The 12,615-nt window shown below is 72.5% G+C and carries 17 protein-coding genes; 9 read left to right on the top strand and 8 right to left on the bottom strand.

Features of this window, described 5'->3' with window-relative positions:
• The first annotated feature begins 33 nt into the window (after window positions 1-33).
• Window positions 34-1,311, top strand: coding sequence for a thymidine phosphorylase (locus ACFWA9_RS14160; RefSeq protein WP_359803565.1), 1,278 nt, complete (start codon window positions 34-36; stop codon window positions 1,309-1,311).
• A gap of 27 nt (window positions 1,312-1,338) precedes the next feature.
• On the opposite strand, the gene ACFWA9_RS14155 is transcribed toward ACFWA9_RS14160, so the two are convergent.
• The 3 genes from ACFWA9_RS14155 to ACFWA9_RS14145 form a co-directional block, all read right to left on the bottom strand.
• Window positions 1,339-1,893 (bottom strand): Uma2 family endonuclease, encoded by a 555-nt coding sequence (locus tag ACFWA9_RS14155; protein WP_329488012.1) that lies wholly within the window; start codon window positions 1,891-1,893, stop codon window positions 1,339-1,341.
• 41 nt (window positions 1,894-1,934) lie between these two features.
• The gene (locus tag ACFWA9_RS14150) at window positions 1,935-2,633 is read right to left on the bottom strand and encodes an alpha/beta fold hydrolase (RefSeq protein ID WP_380386827.1); all 699 of its coding nucleotides are present in this window, start codon (window positions 2,631-2,633) and stop codon (window positions 1,935-1,937) included.
• Window positions 2,634-2,725: 92 nt separating this feature from the next.
• Window positions 2,726-4,015 (bottom strand): MFS transporter, encoded by a 1,290-nt coding sequence (locus ACFWA9_RS14145; RefSeq protein ID WP_380386824.1) that lies wholly within the window; start codon window positions 4,013-4,015, stop codon window positions 2,726-2,728.
• Window positions 4,016-4,122: 107 nt separating this feature from the next.
• Here ACFWA9_RS14145 and ACFWA9_RS14140 point away from each other — a divergent pair, with 107 nt between their 5' ends.
• From ACFWA9_RS14140 to ACFWA9_RS14130, 3 genes are all read left to right on the top strand, one after another.
• Window positions 4,123-5,085, top strand: coding sequence for a LysR family transcriptional regulator (locus ACFWA9_RS14140; RefSeq protein ID WP_380386821.1), 963 nt, complete (start codon window positions 4,123-4,125; stop codon window positions 5,083-5,085).
• A 143-nt stretch (window positions 5,086-5,228) separates the two neighbouring features.
• Window positions 5,229-6,377 carry an adenosine deaminase gene (locus tag ACFWA9_RS14135; RefSeq protein WP_329488009.1) on the top strand — a complete coding sequence of 383 codons (1,149 nt, stop codon included), beginning with the start codon at window positions 5,229-5,231 and terminating at the stop codon, window positions 6,375-6,377.
• 204 nt (window positions 6,378-6,581) lie between these two features.
• Window positions 6,582-6,935 carry an ATP-binding protein gene (locus tag ACFWA9_RS14130; protein WP_352291246.1) on the top strand — a complete coding sequence of 118 codons (354 nt, stop codon included), beginning with the start codon at window positions 6,582-6,584 and terminating at the stop codon, window positions 6,933-6,935.
• A gap of 164 nt (window positions 6,936-7,099) precedes the next feature.
• On the opposite strand, the gene ACFWA9_RS14125 is transcribed toward ACFWA9_RS14130, so the two are convergent.
• Entirely contained in the window at window positions 7,100-7,282 is a 183-nt protein-coding gene (locus ACFWA9_RS14125; protein ID WP_329488007.1) for a PspC domain-containing protein, read from the bottom strand.
• A 322-nt stretch (window positions 7,283-7,604) separates the two neighbouring features.
• Between ACFWA9_RS14125 and ACFWA9_RS14120 the strand changes: the two genes are divergently transcribed.
• From ACFWA9_RS14120 to ACFWA9_RS14110, 3 genes are read left to right on the top strand one after another with little or no spacing between them, the layout of a single operon-like run.
• A complete protein-coding gene (locus ACFWA9_RS14120; RefSeq protein ID WP_352291297.1) occupies window positions 7,605-8,015 on the top strand; it encodes a GntR family transcriptional regulator in 411 nt (136 codons plus the stop codon).
• On the top strand, window positions 8,012-8,971 hold the full coding sequence (locus ACFWA9_RS14115) for an ABC transporter ATP-binding protein (RefSeq protein ID WP_380386816.1): 960 nt from the start codon (window positions 8,012-8,014) through the stop codon (window positions 8,969-8,971). The genes ACFWA9_RS14120 and ACFWA9_RS14115 overlap by 4 nt, the downstream gene beginning before the upstream one ends.
• Window positions 8,968-10,059, top strand: coding sequence for a hypothetical protein (locus ACFWA9_RS14110; protein WP_380386813.1), 1,092 nt, complete (start codon window positions 8,968-8,970; stop codon window positions 10,057-10,059). Before ACFWA9_RS14115 ends, ACFWA9_RS14110 begins: the two co-directional genes overlap by 4 nt.
• Before the next feature lie 166 nt (window positions 10,060-10,225).
• Here the strand turns inward: ACFWA9_RS14110 and ACFWA9_RS14105 are convergent, their stop codons facing one another.
• Genes ACFWA9_RS14105 through ACFWA9_RS14090 form a run of 4 tightly spaced genes read right to left on the bottom strand, consistent with a single transcriptional unit; the run spans window position 10,226 to window position 11,230 of the window.
• Window positions 10,226-10,381, bottom strand: a complete 156-nt coding sequence (locus ACFWA9_RS14105) for a hypothetical protein (protein ID WP_380386810.1) — start codon at window positions 10,379-10,381, stop codon at window positions 10,226-10,228.
• A complete protein-coding gene (locus ACFWA9_RS14100; protein WP_380386807.1) occupies window positions 10,378-10,617 on the bottom strand; it encodes a hypothetical protein in 240 nt (79 codons plus the stop codon). The genes ACFWA9_RS14105 and ACFWA9_RS14100 overlap by 4 nt, the downstream gene beginning before the upstream one ends.
• Window positions 10,605-10,868, bottom strand: coding sequence for a hypothetical protein (locus ACFWA9_RS14095; RefSeq protein ID WP_380386804.1), 264 nt, complete (start codon window positions 10,866-10,868; stop codon window positions 10,605-10,607). The genes ACFWA9_RS14100 and ACFWA9_RS14095 overlap by 13 nt, the downstream gene beginning before the upstream one ends.
• Complete coding sequence (locus ACFWA9_RS14090; protein ID WP_352291240.1) at window positions 10,865-11,230, bottom strand: ATP-binding protein; 366 nt, start codon at window positions 11,228-11,230, stop codon at window positions 10,865-10,867. Before ACFWA9_RS14090 ends, ACFWA9_RS14095 begins: the two co-directional genes overlap by 4 nt.
• Window positions 11,231-11,477: 247 nt before the next feature.
• Between ACFWA9_RS14090 and ACFWA9_RS14085 the strand changes: the two genes are divergently transcribed.
• Both ACFWA9_RS14085 and ACFWA9_RS14080 read left to right on the top strand, forming a co-directional pair.
• Complete coding sequence (locus ACFWA9_RS14085) at window positions 11,478-12,368, top strand: helix-turn-helix domain-containing protein (RefSeq protein WP_380386801.1); 891 nt, start codon at window positions 11,478-11,480, stop codon at window positions 12,366-12,368.
• A 10-nt stretch (window positions 12,369-12,378) separates the two neighbouring features.
• Window positions 12,379-12,579 (top strand): DUF397 domain-containing protein, encoded by a 201-nt coding sequence (locus ACFWA9_RS14080; protein ID WP_380386799.1) that lies wholly within the window; start codon window positions 12,379-12,381, stop codon window positions 12,577-12,579.
• The last annotated feature ends 36 nt before the right edge of the window (window positions 12,580-12,615 follow it).

Here is a 12,615-nt window from a genome sequence, read left to right as displayed (position 1 = left end):
CTCTTCGCATTTTGAACCCCTCTTGGAGCAGCCATGGACGCCATCTCCGTCATCAGGACCAAGCGCGACCGCGGAGAGCTGAGCGACGCTCAGATCGACTGGGTCATCGACGCCTACACCCGCGGCGACGTCGCCGACGAGCAGATGTCCGCCCTCGCCATGGCGATCCTGCTGAACGGCATGAACCCGCGCGAGATCAGCCGCTGGACCGACGCGATGATCCGCTCCGGCGTCCGGATGGACTTCTCCTCCCTCGCGCAGCCCACCAGCGACAAGCACTCCACCGGTGGCGTCGGCGACAAGATCACCCTGCCGCTCGCCCCGCTGGTCGCCGCCTGCGGCGCCGCCGTCCCGCAGCTCTCCGGCCGCGGCCTCGGCCACACCGGCGGCACCCTGGACAAGCTGGAGTCGATCCCCGGCTGGCGCGCCCTGCTCTCCAACGACGAGATGATGAAGGTGCTGCACGACGCCGGCGCCGTCATCTGCGCCGCCGGTGACGGTCTGGCCCCCGCCGACAAGAAGCTGTACGCGCTGCGCGACGTCACCGGCACCGTCGAGGCCATCCCGCTGATCGCCTCCTCGATCATGTCCAAGAAGATCGCCGAGGGCACCGGCGCCCTCGTCCTGGACGTGAAGGTCGGCTCCGGCGCCTTCATGAAGAACCTGGACAACGCCCGCGAGCTGGCCCGCACCATGGTCGGCCTGGGCACCGCGGCCGGCGTCAACACCGTCGCGCTGCTGACCGACATGTCGACCCCGCTCGGCCTCACCGCCGGCAACGCGCTGGAGGTCCGCGAGTCGGTCGAGGTGCTGGCCGGCGGGGGCCCGGCCGACGTCGTCGAGCTGACCCTGGCGCTGGCCCGCGAGATGCTCGCCGCGGCCGGGGTGCACGGCAAGGACCCGGCCGACGCGCTGCGCGACGGCTCCGCGATGGACCACTGGCGCCGCATGATCTCCGCCCAGGGCGGCGACGTCGACGCCCCGCTGCCGGTCGCCCGCGAGCAGCACGTCATCCCGGCCCCGGCCTCGGGCGTGCTCACCGCGCTGGACGCGTACGCGGTGGGCGTCTGCGCCTGGCGCCTGGGCGCCGGCCGGGCCCGCAAGGAGGACCCGGTGCAGGCCGGCGCCGGCGTCGAGATGCACGCCAAGCCCGGTGACACCGTGGTGGCCGGCCAGCCGCTGCTGACCCTGCACACCGACACCCCCGAGCGCTACGACTACGCGATCGAGGCGCTGGCCGGCGGCATCGAGGTCGCCCCGGCGGGCACCGCGTTCACCCCGAACCCGATCGTGCTGGACCGCATCGCGTGACCAGCCGTCCTGCGCACGTGCGGCCGCTCAGGCGTACGTGCGCAGGACGCCGGTGTCCAGCGTCCACGGGCCGACGGTGACGGTGTCGCCGAAGGCGAACTCCCTGCGGGACGGGTAGCCGGGCCCGTCGTGGACGATCCCGGTGCCCTTGCGGGGGTCGACCAGCAGGTAGAGCGGGATGCCCATGGCCGCGTAGTCGCGGACCTTGCCGTGGTAGTCGTTCTCCGGGTTCGACTTCGAGACGATCTCCGCCACCAGCAGGATCTCGTGAGGGAGCAGAGCTCGTCCCTCGTCGTCCAGGGCGGCTTCGGGGAACACCATCAGGTCGGGATTGCGCAGCCGTCCCAGTCCGACGTCCTCCAGATCCGCGCCACCGTGGGCGATGTAGCCGGGGTGGGTGTTCGGCAACTGGGCGTTCAGTTGCCGGGCCAGGCGGATCACGGCGAGCTCGTGCCGTTTCACCGGGGACATCATCATGACGATCTCGCCGTCAGCGATCTCGACCTTCCCTATGCCGGGAATCTGCGGCAGCTGATCGGCGATCTCGCGCAACCGGGCGTACACAGCAGGATCGATGCTCATGCTCGGAGTGTATCGACGGGCCCCGGCAGCCGCGCCGTCGCTCAGCCGGCCGCCGTGAGGGCGATCTTCAGGAACTCCTCGGGGGCCTCGTGGATCAGGTCGTGGCCGACCGGGAGGGTGTGCACGGTCCAGGCCGGGTCGTCGCGCAGGCGGTCGAAGGTCTCCAGCAGCGGGCTGTCCTCGAAGCGCTCGGTGTGGATGTAGACCCGGCGGGTGACGGCGTCGGCCGCGCCGGTGAGGGCGATCGGCTGGAGGAGGCTGGCCACCGGGTGGACGGTGGCGCGCGGGTCGAGGGCGGGGTTCGAGCCGACCACGGTGACACCGCCGCCCGCCGCGGCGCCGGCCAGGTAGCGCTGCTTCCAGACCTCGTTGACGATCCGGTAGGCGGACTCGCCGTCGCGGGGGACGAAGGCGTCCGCGTACACCAGCGCCCCGACCCGCTCCGGCACCCGGTCGGCGACCCCGGAGAGGACCATCCCGCCGTAGCTGTGCCCGACCAGCACCGCGTCGGTGAGCCGCTCCGCCTCCAGCAGCCCGACCACGTCCTGGACGTGGGTGTCCAGGTCGACCACCGCGTTGTTCAGGTGCCCGCGCTCGGAGACGCCGGTCAGCGTCACCGGGTACACCTCGTGCCCGGCGGCGCGGAGCCCCTCGGTGAGCGGCCGGTACCACCAGGCGCCGTGCAGCATGCCGGGGACGAGTACATAGGTGGCCATGGCGATCTTCTTCCTCTGGTCCATCGGTCGACGGTCGAACGGGCTGGGCGACGAGAGGAAGCTACGGCGGATACCCGACACCCTGTGTCAGGTATCCGCCGGGGAGAAGCCGGTCGTCAGCGCCCCGCCGGGACGGCCGCACGGCGGGTGGTGTGGGCGCGGCGGGTGGCGTAGAGGGTGACGCCGGCGGCGAGGGTCATCGCGGTGAGGCCGACGGCGGCCGCGCCGGGCCAGCCGGTGGAGTGGTAGGCGTCGGCGCCGATGGTGCCGCCGAGGCTGTTGCCCAGGTAGTAGGCGATCAGGTACAGCGCGGAGGCCTGGGCGCGGCCCTCGATGGCGGTGCGGCCGACGGCGGAGGACGCGGTGGCGTGGCCGGCGAAGAAGCCGGCGGTGATCAGCACCAGGCCGAGCAGCGCGCAGAGCAGCGAGTCGGCGAGCGAGAGCAGCAGGCCGGCGGTGGTCACGCCGATCGCCACGTACAGCGCGCCGCGTCGGCCGAGTCGGCCGGAGAGCCGTCCGGCGGCGGCCGAGGTGCCGGTGCCGACCAGGTAGACGACGAAGATCGAGGCCGCCACCGACTCCGGCAGGTGGAACGGCGCGGAGATCAGGCGGTAGCCGACGGTGTTGTAGACCGCGCCGAACACCGCCATGAAGAGCAGCCCGAGCGCGTACAGCCGGACCAGCAGCGGGTTGCCCAGGTGGCGGCCGACGGTGCGGGCCAGCGCGCGGGCGTCCACCGGGGCGGGTGTGAAGTGGCGGGCGGGCGGGATCAGCAGCCGGAAGGCGAGCGCGGCCAGCAGCGCGAGGGCGGCGGAGGCGGCCAGGCCCCAGCGCCAGCCGAAGCCGGCGGCCGTCCACCCGGAGATCAGCCGCCCGCCCATGCCGCCGATGCTGTTGCCCGCCACGTACAGCCCCATCGCGGAGGCCAGCGCGCTGGGGTGGATCTCCTCGGCGAGGTACGCCATCGCGGTGGCGGGGAGCCCGGCGAGGGCGGCGCCCTGGAGGACGCGCAGCACGACCAGGGTGGTGAGGTCCGGCGCGAAGGGCAGGGCCAGGGCGAGTGCGGAGGCGGCGAGCACGGAGGCCGTCATCACCGCGGTGCGTCCGTACCGGTCGGAGAGAGCGCTGGCCGGGAGCAGGGCGAGGGCGAGGCCGAGGGTGGCGGCGGAGGCCGTCCAGCTGGCCTGGCCGGGGGTGAGGTCGAGGTCGGCCGAGAGGACCGGCAGCAGGCCCTGGGTGGAGTAGAGGAGGACGAACGTCGCGATGCCGGCGGCGAAGAGGGCCAGGTTGGCGCGGCGGAAGGCGCGCTGCCCGGGGCGGTGGCGGGCGTCGTCGGTGGCGAGCGGGGACGGCTTGGTGAGGGCATCCGGCACGGTCGCGGACGCCCCGGTACTGGCGGGCTGCATGTCGTCGACGTTAGGACCGGCCGCTCTGATGCGTCCAATGCATGAATGCGGGAGAATCGATGCGCAGGGGTATGAGTGCAGGTCGAAGCGGTGAGGATGGCGCGGGAGTGGCGGAGAGCACGGACGGGGCCGATCGCCCGCACCGGCCGGCGGAGCTGGGGCGGGAGTTGCCGGCCGTCCAACTCGCGCCCCGGCTCGCGCAGTTCGCGGCGGTGGCCCGGCTGGAGCACATGACGCAGGCGGCCGCGCTGCTGGGTGTGCCGCAGCCGACGCTGTCCCGGGCGGTGGCCCGGCTGGAGGCCGAGCTGGGCGTGGACCTGCTGGCCCGTCAGGGCCGGACCGTCCGGCTGACCAGGGCCGGCCGGCTGCTGCTCGCCTCGGTGGAGCGGGCGCTGGCCGAGGTCGAACGCGGTGCGGAGGCGGCCCGGGCGGAGGCGGACCCGGCGGCCGGGCGGGTGGTCTTCGGCTTCCTGCACACCATGGGGACGGAGGCGGTCCCGGCGCTGCTGCGGGGGTTCCGGGCGGCGCACCCGCAGGTGCGGTTCCAGCTGGTGCAGGACTACGTCGGCGCGATGCTGGAGCGGCTGCTGGCCGGCGAGCTGGACCTCTGCCTGGTCTCGCCGGTGCCGGACGACCCGGCGCTGGTGGCCCGCCCGCTGGACGAGCAGCGGCTGCACCTGGCGGTGCCGGCCGACCACCGGCTGGCCGGGCGGCGCCGGATCCGGCTGGCCGAGGTGGCCCGGGACCCGTTCGTCGGGCTGGAGCGCGGCTACGGGCTGCGCGCGATCACCGACGGCTTCTGCGCCGAGGCCGGGTTCGTGCCGCGGCTCGCCTTCGAGGGCGAGGACGCCGAGACGCTGCGCGGCCTGGTCGCGGCCGGGCTCGGGGTGGCGCTGCTGCCGCCCGCGCTGGTGCCCCGGCCGGGGGTGGTCGAGCTGGAGGTGACGGCGCCGCGCACCCGGCGGGCGATCGGCCTGGCCTGGGCGGCGGGCCGGCCGCCGACCCCGCCGGTGGCGGCGTTCCGCGACTTCGTGCTGGCCCGCCGGAGGCGGCTGCTGCAGCACGACTGACCCGGTTGTTGCAGCACGACTGACCCGGCGCGCCGCGCGCCCGGACGCCGCGCTCGGCCCTTCGGAGGAATTCCCGGTGCACATTGGCCGAACCGGCCGCGCGGGTGTGGCCTGTCTACGCGCGTAGGAGCTACACTCCCGCAATGGAGAACCAGACCCCTGTCACCACCGCGGGCACCGGCCCCCGGATCCCCACCCCCGACCAGATCGCCCGCGCCCCGAAGGTGCTCCTGCACGACCACCTCGACGGCGGGCTGCGGCCCGAGACCATCGTCGAGCTGGCCGCCGCGGTCGGCTACGAGGGCCTCCCCACCACCGACCCGAAGGAACTCGGCGAGTGGTTCCGCGAGGCCGCCGACTCCGGCTCGCTGGTCCGCTACCTGGAGACCTTCGCGCACACCTGTGCCGTGATGCAGACCCGCGAGGCCCTGATCAAGGTCGCCGCGGACTGCGCCGAGGACCTGGCCGCCGACGGCGTCGTGTACGCCGAGGTCCGCTACGCCCCCGAGCAGCACCTGGAGGCCGGCCTCACCCTCGACGAGGTCGTGGACGCCGTCAACGAGGGCTTCCGCCTCGGCGAGGCGAACGCCCGCGCGGCCGGTCACCGGATCCGCGTCGGCACCCTGATCACCGCGATGCGGCACGCGGCCCGCTCCTCGGAGATCGCCGAGCTGGCCAACCGCCACCGCGACCGCGGCGTGGTCGGCTTCGACATCGCCGGTGCCGAGGCGGGGTACCCCCCCACCCGCCACCAGGCCGCCTTCGACTACCTCAAGGGCGAGAACAACCACTTCACCATCCACGCGGGCGAGGCCTTCGGCCTGCCGTCGATCTGGGAGGCCCTGCAGTGCTGCGGCGCCGACCGGCTCGGCCACGGCGTGCGGATCGTCGACGACATCACGGTGAACGAGGACGGCAGCGTCGAGCTGGGCCGGCTGGCCGCGTACGTGCGCGACAAGCGCGTCCCGCTGGAGATGTGCCCGACCTCCAACCTGCAGACGGCGGCCGCCACGTCGTACGCCGAGCACCCGATCGGGCTGCTGAGCCGGCTGAAGTTCCGGGTCACGGTCAACACCGACAACCGGCTGATGAGCGGCACCAGCATGAGCCGCGAGTTCGGGCACCTGGTGGAGGCGTTCGGCTACACGCTGGGCGACATGGAGTGGTTCACCGTGAACGCGATGAAGTCGGCGTTCCTGCCGTTCGACGAGCGGCTGGCGATGATCAACGACGTGATCAAGCCGGGCTACGCCGAGCTCAAGGCGGAGTGGCTGTTCAGCGCGACCTCCTGAGGCGGTGTGGTCGGTCGGGTGAACGCCCTGGTCACCCCTGGGTGTTGGCGTTCATCTGACTACCCACTCGTGTGGGTTAACGGCCTTTGGTCCCCGTGCGATCCGATCACTACGGTGTGGCAGTCAACGCCGACCGGCGGAGGTGGCGGAACCCGCCACCCCGCCGTGAATGTCGGCCACCGACGAGGATCCAAGGGGACGAACATGAAGCAGGCCACTCTCAAGGCCGCCGGCACCGCCGTGCTCGGGCTCGCCATCGCGGCGGTCGGCGCCGGCAGCGCGTCCGCCGACCCGGTCGCCCCGGGTGGCCTCGGGCTTCCCACCGGCGCCGTGACCAACCCCGCCGTGACCGGCGCGGTCACCGACACCGCGAGCAAGCTGCCCGGCGGTGACAAGGTCGCCGGCACCCTCGGCACCCTGACCCCGAGCGCCGGCCAGGCGATGGCCCCGGCCGCGGACGCCACCCCCCGCGCCGGCGTGCCGAGCATCCCGGGCCTCGGCAGCACCCCGGTCGGTGGCCTGACCCAGGCCCTCCCGCTGCCCGGCCTCGGCGGCTGACGCTCCCGCCACGGCCGACGGGCCGCCCGCACCCCGGTGATCCCGGGGCGCGGGCGGCCCGTTTCGGCGTTCGGACTCAGGTGCGTGGGTGCGTGGGTGCGTGGGTGCGTGGGGGTGCGTGGGTGCTGGGCGCCAGGGGCGCGGGGGTGCGGGGGCGCCGGGGCTCACGGCTCCTGGGGGAGGAGCAGCCAGAGCGCCAGGTAGATCAGGAACTGCGGGCCGGGGAGCAGGCAGGACGCGAGGAAGATGATCCGGACGGTCCACGGGGTCAGGCCGAAGCGCTCGGCGATCCCGGCGCAGACGCCGGCGATGACGCGGTTGTGGCGGGGGCGGGCGAGGCGGCTCATGGCGGTCTCCGTGTTCCTGGCGCCCGGTCCGGGCTCTCCGGAGGGCGTACGTCCATACTCCGCCGCCTCCGCCCCCGGATCCTCAGCCTCGGCGGCGATCCCGACCCTGGCCTTTGTCCCCGGTGAGGAGGACCCGACCTCGGGGTTTGTCTCGGGGGTGCCCCGGAGGTTCGCCTGCGCAGGAGTGGGAAGTCGGACGGGCCGACTTCCGGTGCGGGCGGCCGGGGGCGGCCCCCGTGGAGGCGACGGCTGAGTCCGGAGTTGACGGCCGATCACCTCAGGTGCACTATTCCACTAGTTAACTAGTGGAAAGGTGGATGTCATCGTCGAGTACCTCATCGACCGTCGCGGCGGCCTCTCGCCGTATCTGCAGATCATCGAGCAGACGAAGCGGGCACTGCGGCTCGGAGTGCTCCAGCCCGGTGACCAACTCCCCACCGCCCGCGAGGTGGTGGAGGCGACGGCGATCAATCCGAACACCGTGCTCAAGGCCTACCGCGAGCTCGAACGCGAGGGCCTGGTCGAGAGCCGGAGGGGAGTCGGGACCTTCGTCCGGAAGTCCCTCGCGAAACCGCCGGCCGTCGAGGACTCGGCCCTGCGCGCCGACCTCGCCGGGTGGATCGCCCGGGCGCGGGACGCGGGCCTGGAACGCGAGGACGTCGCCGCGCTCGTCGACACCGCTCTCGACCGCGCCTACCCCACCAGCACCGAGGCCCCCGAGGAGTCCGGGTGAACCACCCCGCAACAGAGCACCGACCCACCGAGGACGTCCCCGCCCTGGAGGCGACCGGCCTCGGCCTGAAGTACCGATCGCGCTGGGCCCTGCGCGACTGCGAACTCCGGCTCCCGGCCGGCCGCGTCTGCGCGCTCGTCGGCCCGAACGGCGCCGGCAAGAGCACCCTGATGGCGCTCGCCGCCGGACTCCTCACGCCGACCGAGGGAACGGTCGCGGTGTTCGGGACCGGCCCGGGCGGGGCCGCCGCCCTGCGGCGCACCGCCTACCTGCGGCAGGACAAGCCGCTCTACCCGCGGTTCACCGTCGCGGAGACCCTGCGCGCCGGCCGGGAGCTCAACCCGGGCTGGGACCAGGAGATCGCGGAGCGGATCGTCCGGCTGGGCGACCTCCCGCAGAACGCCAGGGTGGGCACGCTCACCGCCGGCCAGCGCACCCGGGTCGCCCTCGCGCTCGTCCTCGGCAAGCGCCCCGACCTGCTGATGCTCGACGAGCCGCTCGCCGACGTCGACCCGGTGGCCCGCCAGGAGCTCACCGGCATCCTGATGGCCGAGGCCGCGGAGCACGGGACGACCATCCTCATCTCCTCGCACGTCCTCGCCGAGCTGGACGGCGTCTGCGACCACGTCACCGTGCTGCGCGACGGGCGGATCCGGCTCAGCGGTGACGTCGACGACCTGCTGGACGACCACCGCCTGGTGGTCGGCGCCACCGAGGGCGCCGACGGCACCCCGGCCGAGCTGGCGCGCCACGAGATCGTCGAGCTGCGCCGCACCGGCCGCCAGGCGACCGCGCTGCTCAGGCCCCACGGAGAGATCGACCCGCGCTGGGACGTCAGCCGGCCGAACCTGGAGGAGATTCTGATCGCCTATCTGCGTACCGCCGCCCCGCAGGGCCGGCCCCCGGTCGAGGCCGGCGCGCACACCGCCGGGCGCGAGGAGGTGGCGGCCCGATGAGCACCGCCGACCTCGCCACCATGCCGCGGAGCCGCCCGTCCGGGCGTCGCCTGCTGAGCGGCACCACCTGGCTGGGCCTGCGCCAGGACCGCACGCCGCTCCTGATCGCCGGCTCCGTCCTGGTGCTGCTCTGCGGCTGGATGGTCTACCTGCACAGCCGGATCGCCGACCAGATAGCCGAATGGCATCTCCAGGGCTGCAACGTCGTCTACTTCCCGGCGGAGTGCGAGGGCAGCCAGGCGATCGCACTGGACGCGCACTGGGGCATCGCCGTGATGATTACCGGCTGGCTGCTGGTGATCCTGCCGATCGCCTTCGGTCTCTTCTACGCGGCGCCCCTGCTGGCGCGGGAGTTCGAGACCGGGACGTACGCGCTGGCCTGGACGCAGTCCGTGTCGCGGCAGCGCTGGCTGGCGGCCCGGCTGGGCGTGCCGCTGCTCCTGACCCTGGTGGGGTCGAGCCTGCTCGCGGTCGTCTCGACCCGGTTCGTCCACCAGGTCGAGGGGCGGTTCTCCCTCCCCGGCCTGTACCACTGGTTCAGCTGGATGAGCCGCAGTGCCTCCGGGCCGTCGCTGGTCGCGTCCTGCCTGCTCTCCGTCGCGCTCGGGGCCGCCGTCGGACTGGTGGTGCGGCGGGTGGTGGCCTCGATCGTGGTCACGGCGGTGCTGACCGTCGCCGTACGGTTCGCGGTGGACTCCGGGCGGTACCTGCTGACGCCGGCGCGGGAGGCGTTGGCGAGCATCCGGATGGCCTCGCCCGATGCGGTCGACCGGATGTCCGTGGTCCAGAGCGGTCGGGTGTCGACGTCCTCGCCGCTCGAATCGCACATCGTGGAGAACGGTCTCCTGACGCGTGACGGCCTGCGGATCCCGACCGACAGCGACTGGATCGGCACCCTGCCGGACGGGACGGCCGTCTGCCCCACCGATGCCTGCAAGGCCCACTACGACGTCATCGACCGGGCCTACACGCTCTACCACCCGCCGGCCGACGAGTGGATGATGCACTGGACACAGACCGGGCTGAGCCTGCTGGCCACGGCGGCGCTGCTGGTCTTCTGTGCGCTGTGGGTGCGCCGCGTGCGCTGAGCCGGCGTGGGGTGCGGTTGTCGGGCAGGGCCTCCCTGGTGGGGCCCTGCCTTCCGCTTGTCCGGATGAGGTGGCAACTCTGCAATGGAGTGGGATGTCGGACGGGCCGACTTCCGGCGTGTGGGGGGTCGCGGCGGCTGGGGCGGCAGCCGCCGGGCGGGGTGGGTCAGCGGGGCAGCCGCTCGCGTTCGGAGTCGTCCCCGGTGCGCCGGTTCACGCTCAGCGCGGTGATCACGCCGAGCGCGACGGTGAGGAGCGCGAGGGCGAGGAGGAGCACGAAGGCGGTGGCGACGAGGAAGTCGGCGGTGCCGCCGGCCCTCACCGCCGGACGCCGATGACGCGGCGGCCGAGACGGGCGGCGAGTGCGTGGAGCAGTTCGTCGGCCTGGTCGCGGGTGAGCGGGAGGGCGAGGTGCTCGCCGGGGCCGGCGTTGACGTCGAGGTCGACGGCGACGCGGAGTTGGAGCGCGGCGTCGGGAACGGTCTCCACGGCGAGGTAGGCGACGGTGGTGCGCTCGGTGCGGATCGCCTGGGTGAGGAGCGGGATCAGGACGCCCACGGGTCACCCCGTTCGGCGGCGCTCGCGGCGGCGCGCAGGAGGCCGAGGAGGTTGAGGAGGGTGGCGACGGGGGCGTTGCCGAAGCCGATGAGGACGCGGCCGTCGACGCTGCCGTTGGTGGCGGCCGAGCCCCAGGCGATGCCGAACGGGCGCCCGCGCTCGTGGAGTTCGGCGAGCAGTGCGGTGACCCGGGGTTCGGTGTAGTCGCGCATCCGGGGGTCGTCCGGTGCGACCGGGGCGTGGCGGGTCATGCGGCGGCGTCCAGCTCGAACCAGACGACCTTGCCGTCCTTGCGGGCGTCGGCGCCGAAGCGGTGGGTGAGGGAGCGGACCAAGTGGATGCCGCGGCCCGAGAGTTCGTAGGGATCGGCGGAGGTGCGCTGCTCGGGGAGGGTGGGGCTGTCGTCGGCGACCGAGACCCGGAGGGTGCGGTTCGCGAGGACGACGACCACGAGGGGCGCCTGACTGCCCGCGTGGCGCCAGGCGTTGACGAAGAGCTCGTGGAGGGCGAGTTCGGCGTCGGCGATGGGGTCCGGCGGCCACCCGGAGGAGGCGAGGGCCGCACGCAGTTCGTGCCGGGCGGCGGACCAGTCGGGAGGGTTGAGGGCACGCACGAAGAACCTCCGGGAGAGGAGAGGGAGTTCGCGACGGAGGCGAGACCGTGAGCCAGGCTGTGACGGCTGCTCTGCGGCGCCCGGACAGGGCATTACTGACGCTCCGCCGTGTGATCGGTGCAACACTGAGAGTAGGGGGATCGATGGCAGACTTGCAAGCCATTCGTCGGGTCTCAGGGTTGCGTCACTCCTTGGTGGCGTCGTAGGTGAGTTGTGCGCGAGACTGCGCAGACAGGGAAGGACAGCCGTGGGATACAAGGGGCCGATCAGCCAGCGGCAGCGCCGATTCGGCGAAGAGCTGCAACGGCTGCGCATGGCAGCAGGGTTGTCGGCAGCGGAGGCCGGAGCACTGGTGGGGATGGGCGGCCCGGCGGTGAGCCACACCGAGGCCGGTCGGATCACCCTGAACGCGGAGCGACTCGAAGTCTGGCTCGACGCCTACGGCTGCACCGATGTCGCGTACAGGTCCACGCTTGCGGAGATGGGCCGGAGCACGGGCAAGGGCTGGTGGAGCGAGTACGAGGGCAAGGTGCCTCCGCTTGCTCTGGACCTGGCGGAGGTTGAGGAGAGGTCCGTTCGCCTGGACAGCTACGACACGCTTTACATTCCCGGGGTACTTCAACTACCCGCGTACACGGAAGCCATCTACGAGGATGCCTACCGCGATGGCAAGTGGGAGGTTCCGGCCTCGGTGCGATTCCGCATGGATCGCCAGCGGGTTCTCGTTGACGGTAAGCAGCGGCAGTTTCGGTTTGTCATCCACGAGGCGGCGCTGCGCATGCGATTCGCTGGCGACTCCGTCATGAGGGCTCAGCTGCTTCACCTGCTCGAATCGGCGAAGCTGCCCAACGTCGAAATTCAGGTGCTGCCGTTCACGGCTCCGAAGCATGGCCCGTTGTCGGCCTCGTTCCTCTTCTGCGACCCCGGCTGCACCGACCTATCAACGATCGTTCTGGCTGGCCCCAAACGAGCTGAACACCTTGGCGACCCGGTCGATGTCGTGGCCTACCGTCAAAAGTTCACGCAGCTACGTGATATCGCTCTTCCTGCTGTTGACACCAGCACATCCTTGCGAGAGCTTCCTTCGCGTGACTCGTGGGGGCTTATCCAACACCTTCTCTACCTGCTGCAGACCTGAAAGGCACGCGATGTTCGACCTCTCCTGGCAGAAGTCATCGTTCAGCGGCGCGGAGGGCGCCGACAACTGCCTCGAACTGGCCCCCGGCACCGGCGACCTGCGTCACCTGCGCGAGTCGGACGACCCCGATGTCGTCGTCACGACCGATGTGGCCAAGCTCCGGGCGTTCATCCTCGGGGTCAAGGCCGGCGAGTTCGACCACTTCATCTGAGTAGCGAGCACGGAGGGGCGGGCGGCCACCAGGCCA

The organism is Kitasatospora sp. NPDC059973 (assembly GCF_042737525.1).
GTDB lineage: Bacteria > Actinomycetota > Actinomycetes > Streptomycetales > Streptomycetaceae > Kitasatospora.
The sequence above is the reverse complement of the archived record's forward strand: the minus strand, read 5'-3'. Positions and strand labels throughout refer to the sequence as shown.

Coding starts and splice junctions, on each gene's coding strand:
- ACFWA9_RS14110 (WP_380386813.1), top strand. CDS start 8,968: ATGAGCACCGCCGACCTCGCCACCATGCCGCGGAGCCGCCCGTCCGGG.
- ACFWA9_RS14095 (WP_380386804.1), bottom strand. CDS start 10,868: ATGACCCGCCACGCCCCGGTCGCACCGGACGACCCCCGGATGCGCGAC.
- ACFWA9_RS14160 (WP_359803565.1), top strand. CDS start 34: ATGGACGCCATCTCCGTCATCAGGACCAAGCGCGACCGCGGAGAGCTG.
- ACFWA9_RS14080 (WP_380386799.1), top strand. CDS start 12,379: ATGTTCGACCTCTCCTGGCAGAAGTCATCGTTCAGCGGCGCGGAGGGC.
- ACFWA9_RS14155 (WP_329488012.1), bottom strand. CDS start 1,893: ATGAGCATCGATCCTGCTGTGTACGCCCGGTTGCGCGAGATCGCCGAT.
- ACFWA9_RS14145 (WP_380386824.1), bottom strand. CDS start 4,015: ATGCAGCCCGCCAGTACCGGGGCGTCCGCGACCGTGCCGGATGCCCTC.
- ACFWA9_RS14150 (WP_380386827.1), bottom strand. CDS start 2,633: ATGGACCAGAGGAAGAAGATCGCCATGGCCACCTATGTACTCGTCCCC.
- ACFWA9_RS14130 (WP_352291246.1), top strand. CDS start 6,582: ATGAAGCAGGCCACTCTCAAGGCCGCCGGCACCGCCGTGCTCGGGCTC.
- ACFWA9_RS14135 (WP_329488009.1), top strand. CDS start 5,229: ATGGAGAACCAGACCCCTGTCACCACCGCGGGCACCGGCCCCCGGATC.
- ACFWA9_RS14125 (WP_329488007.1), bottom strand. CDS start 7,282: ATGAGCCGCCTCGCCCGCCCCCGCCACAACCGCGTCATCGCCGGCGTC.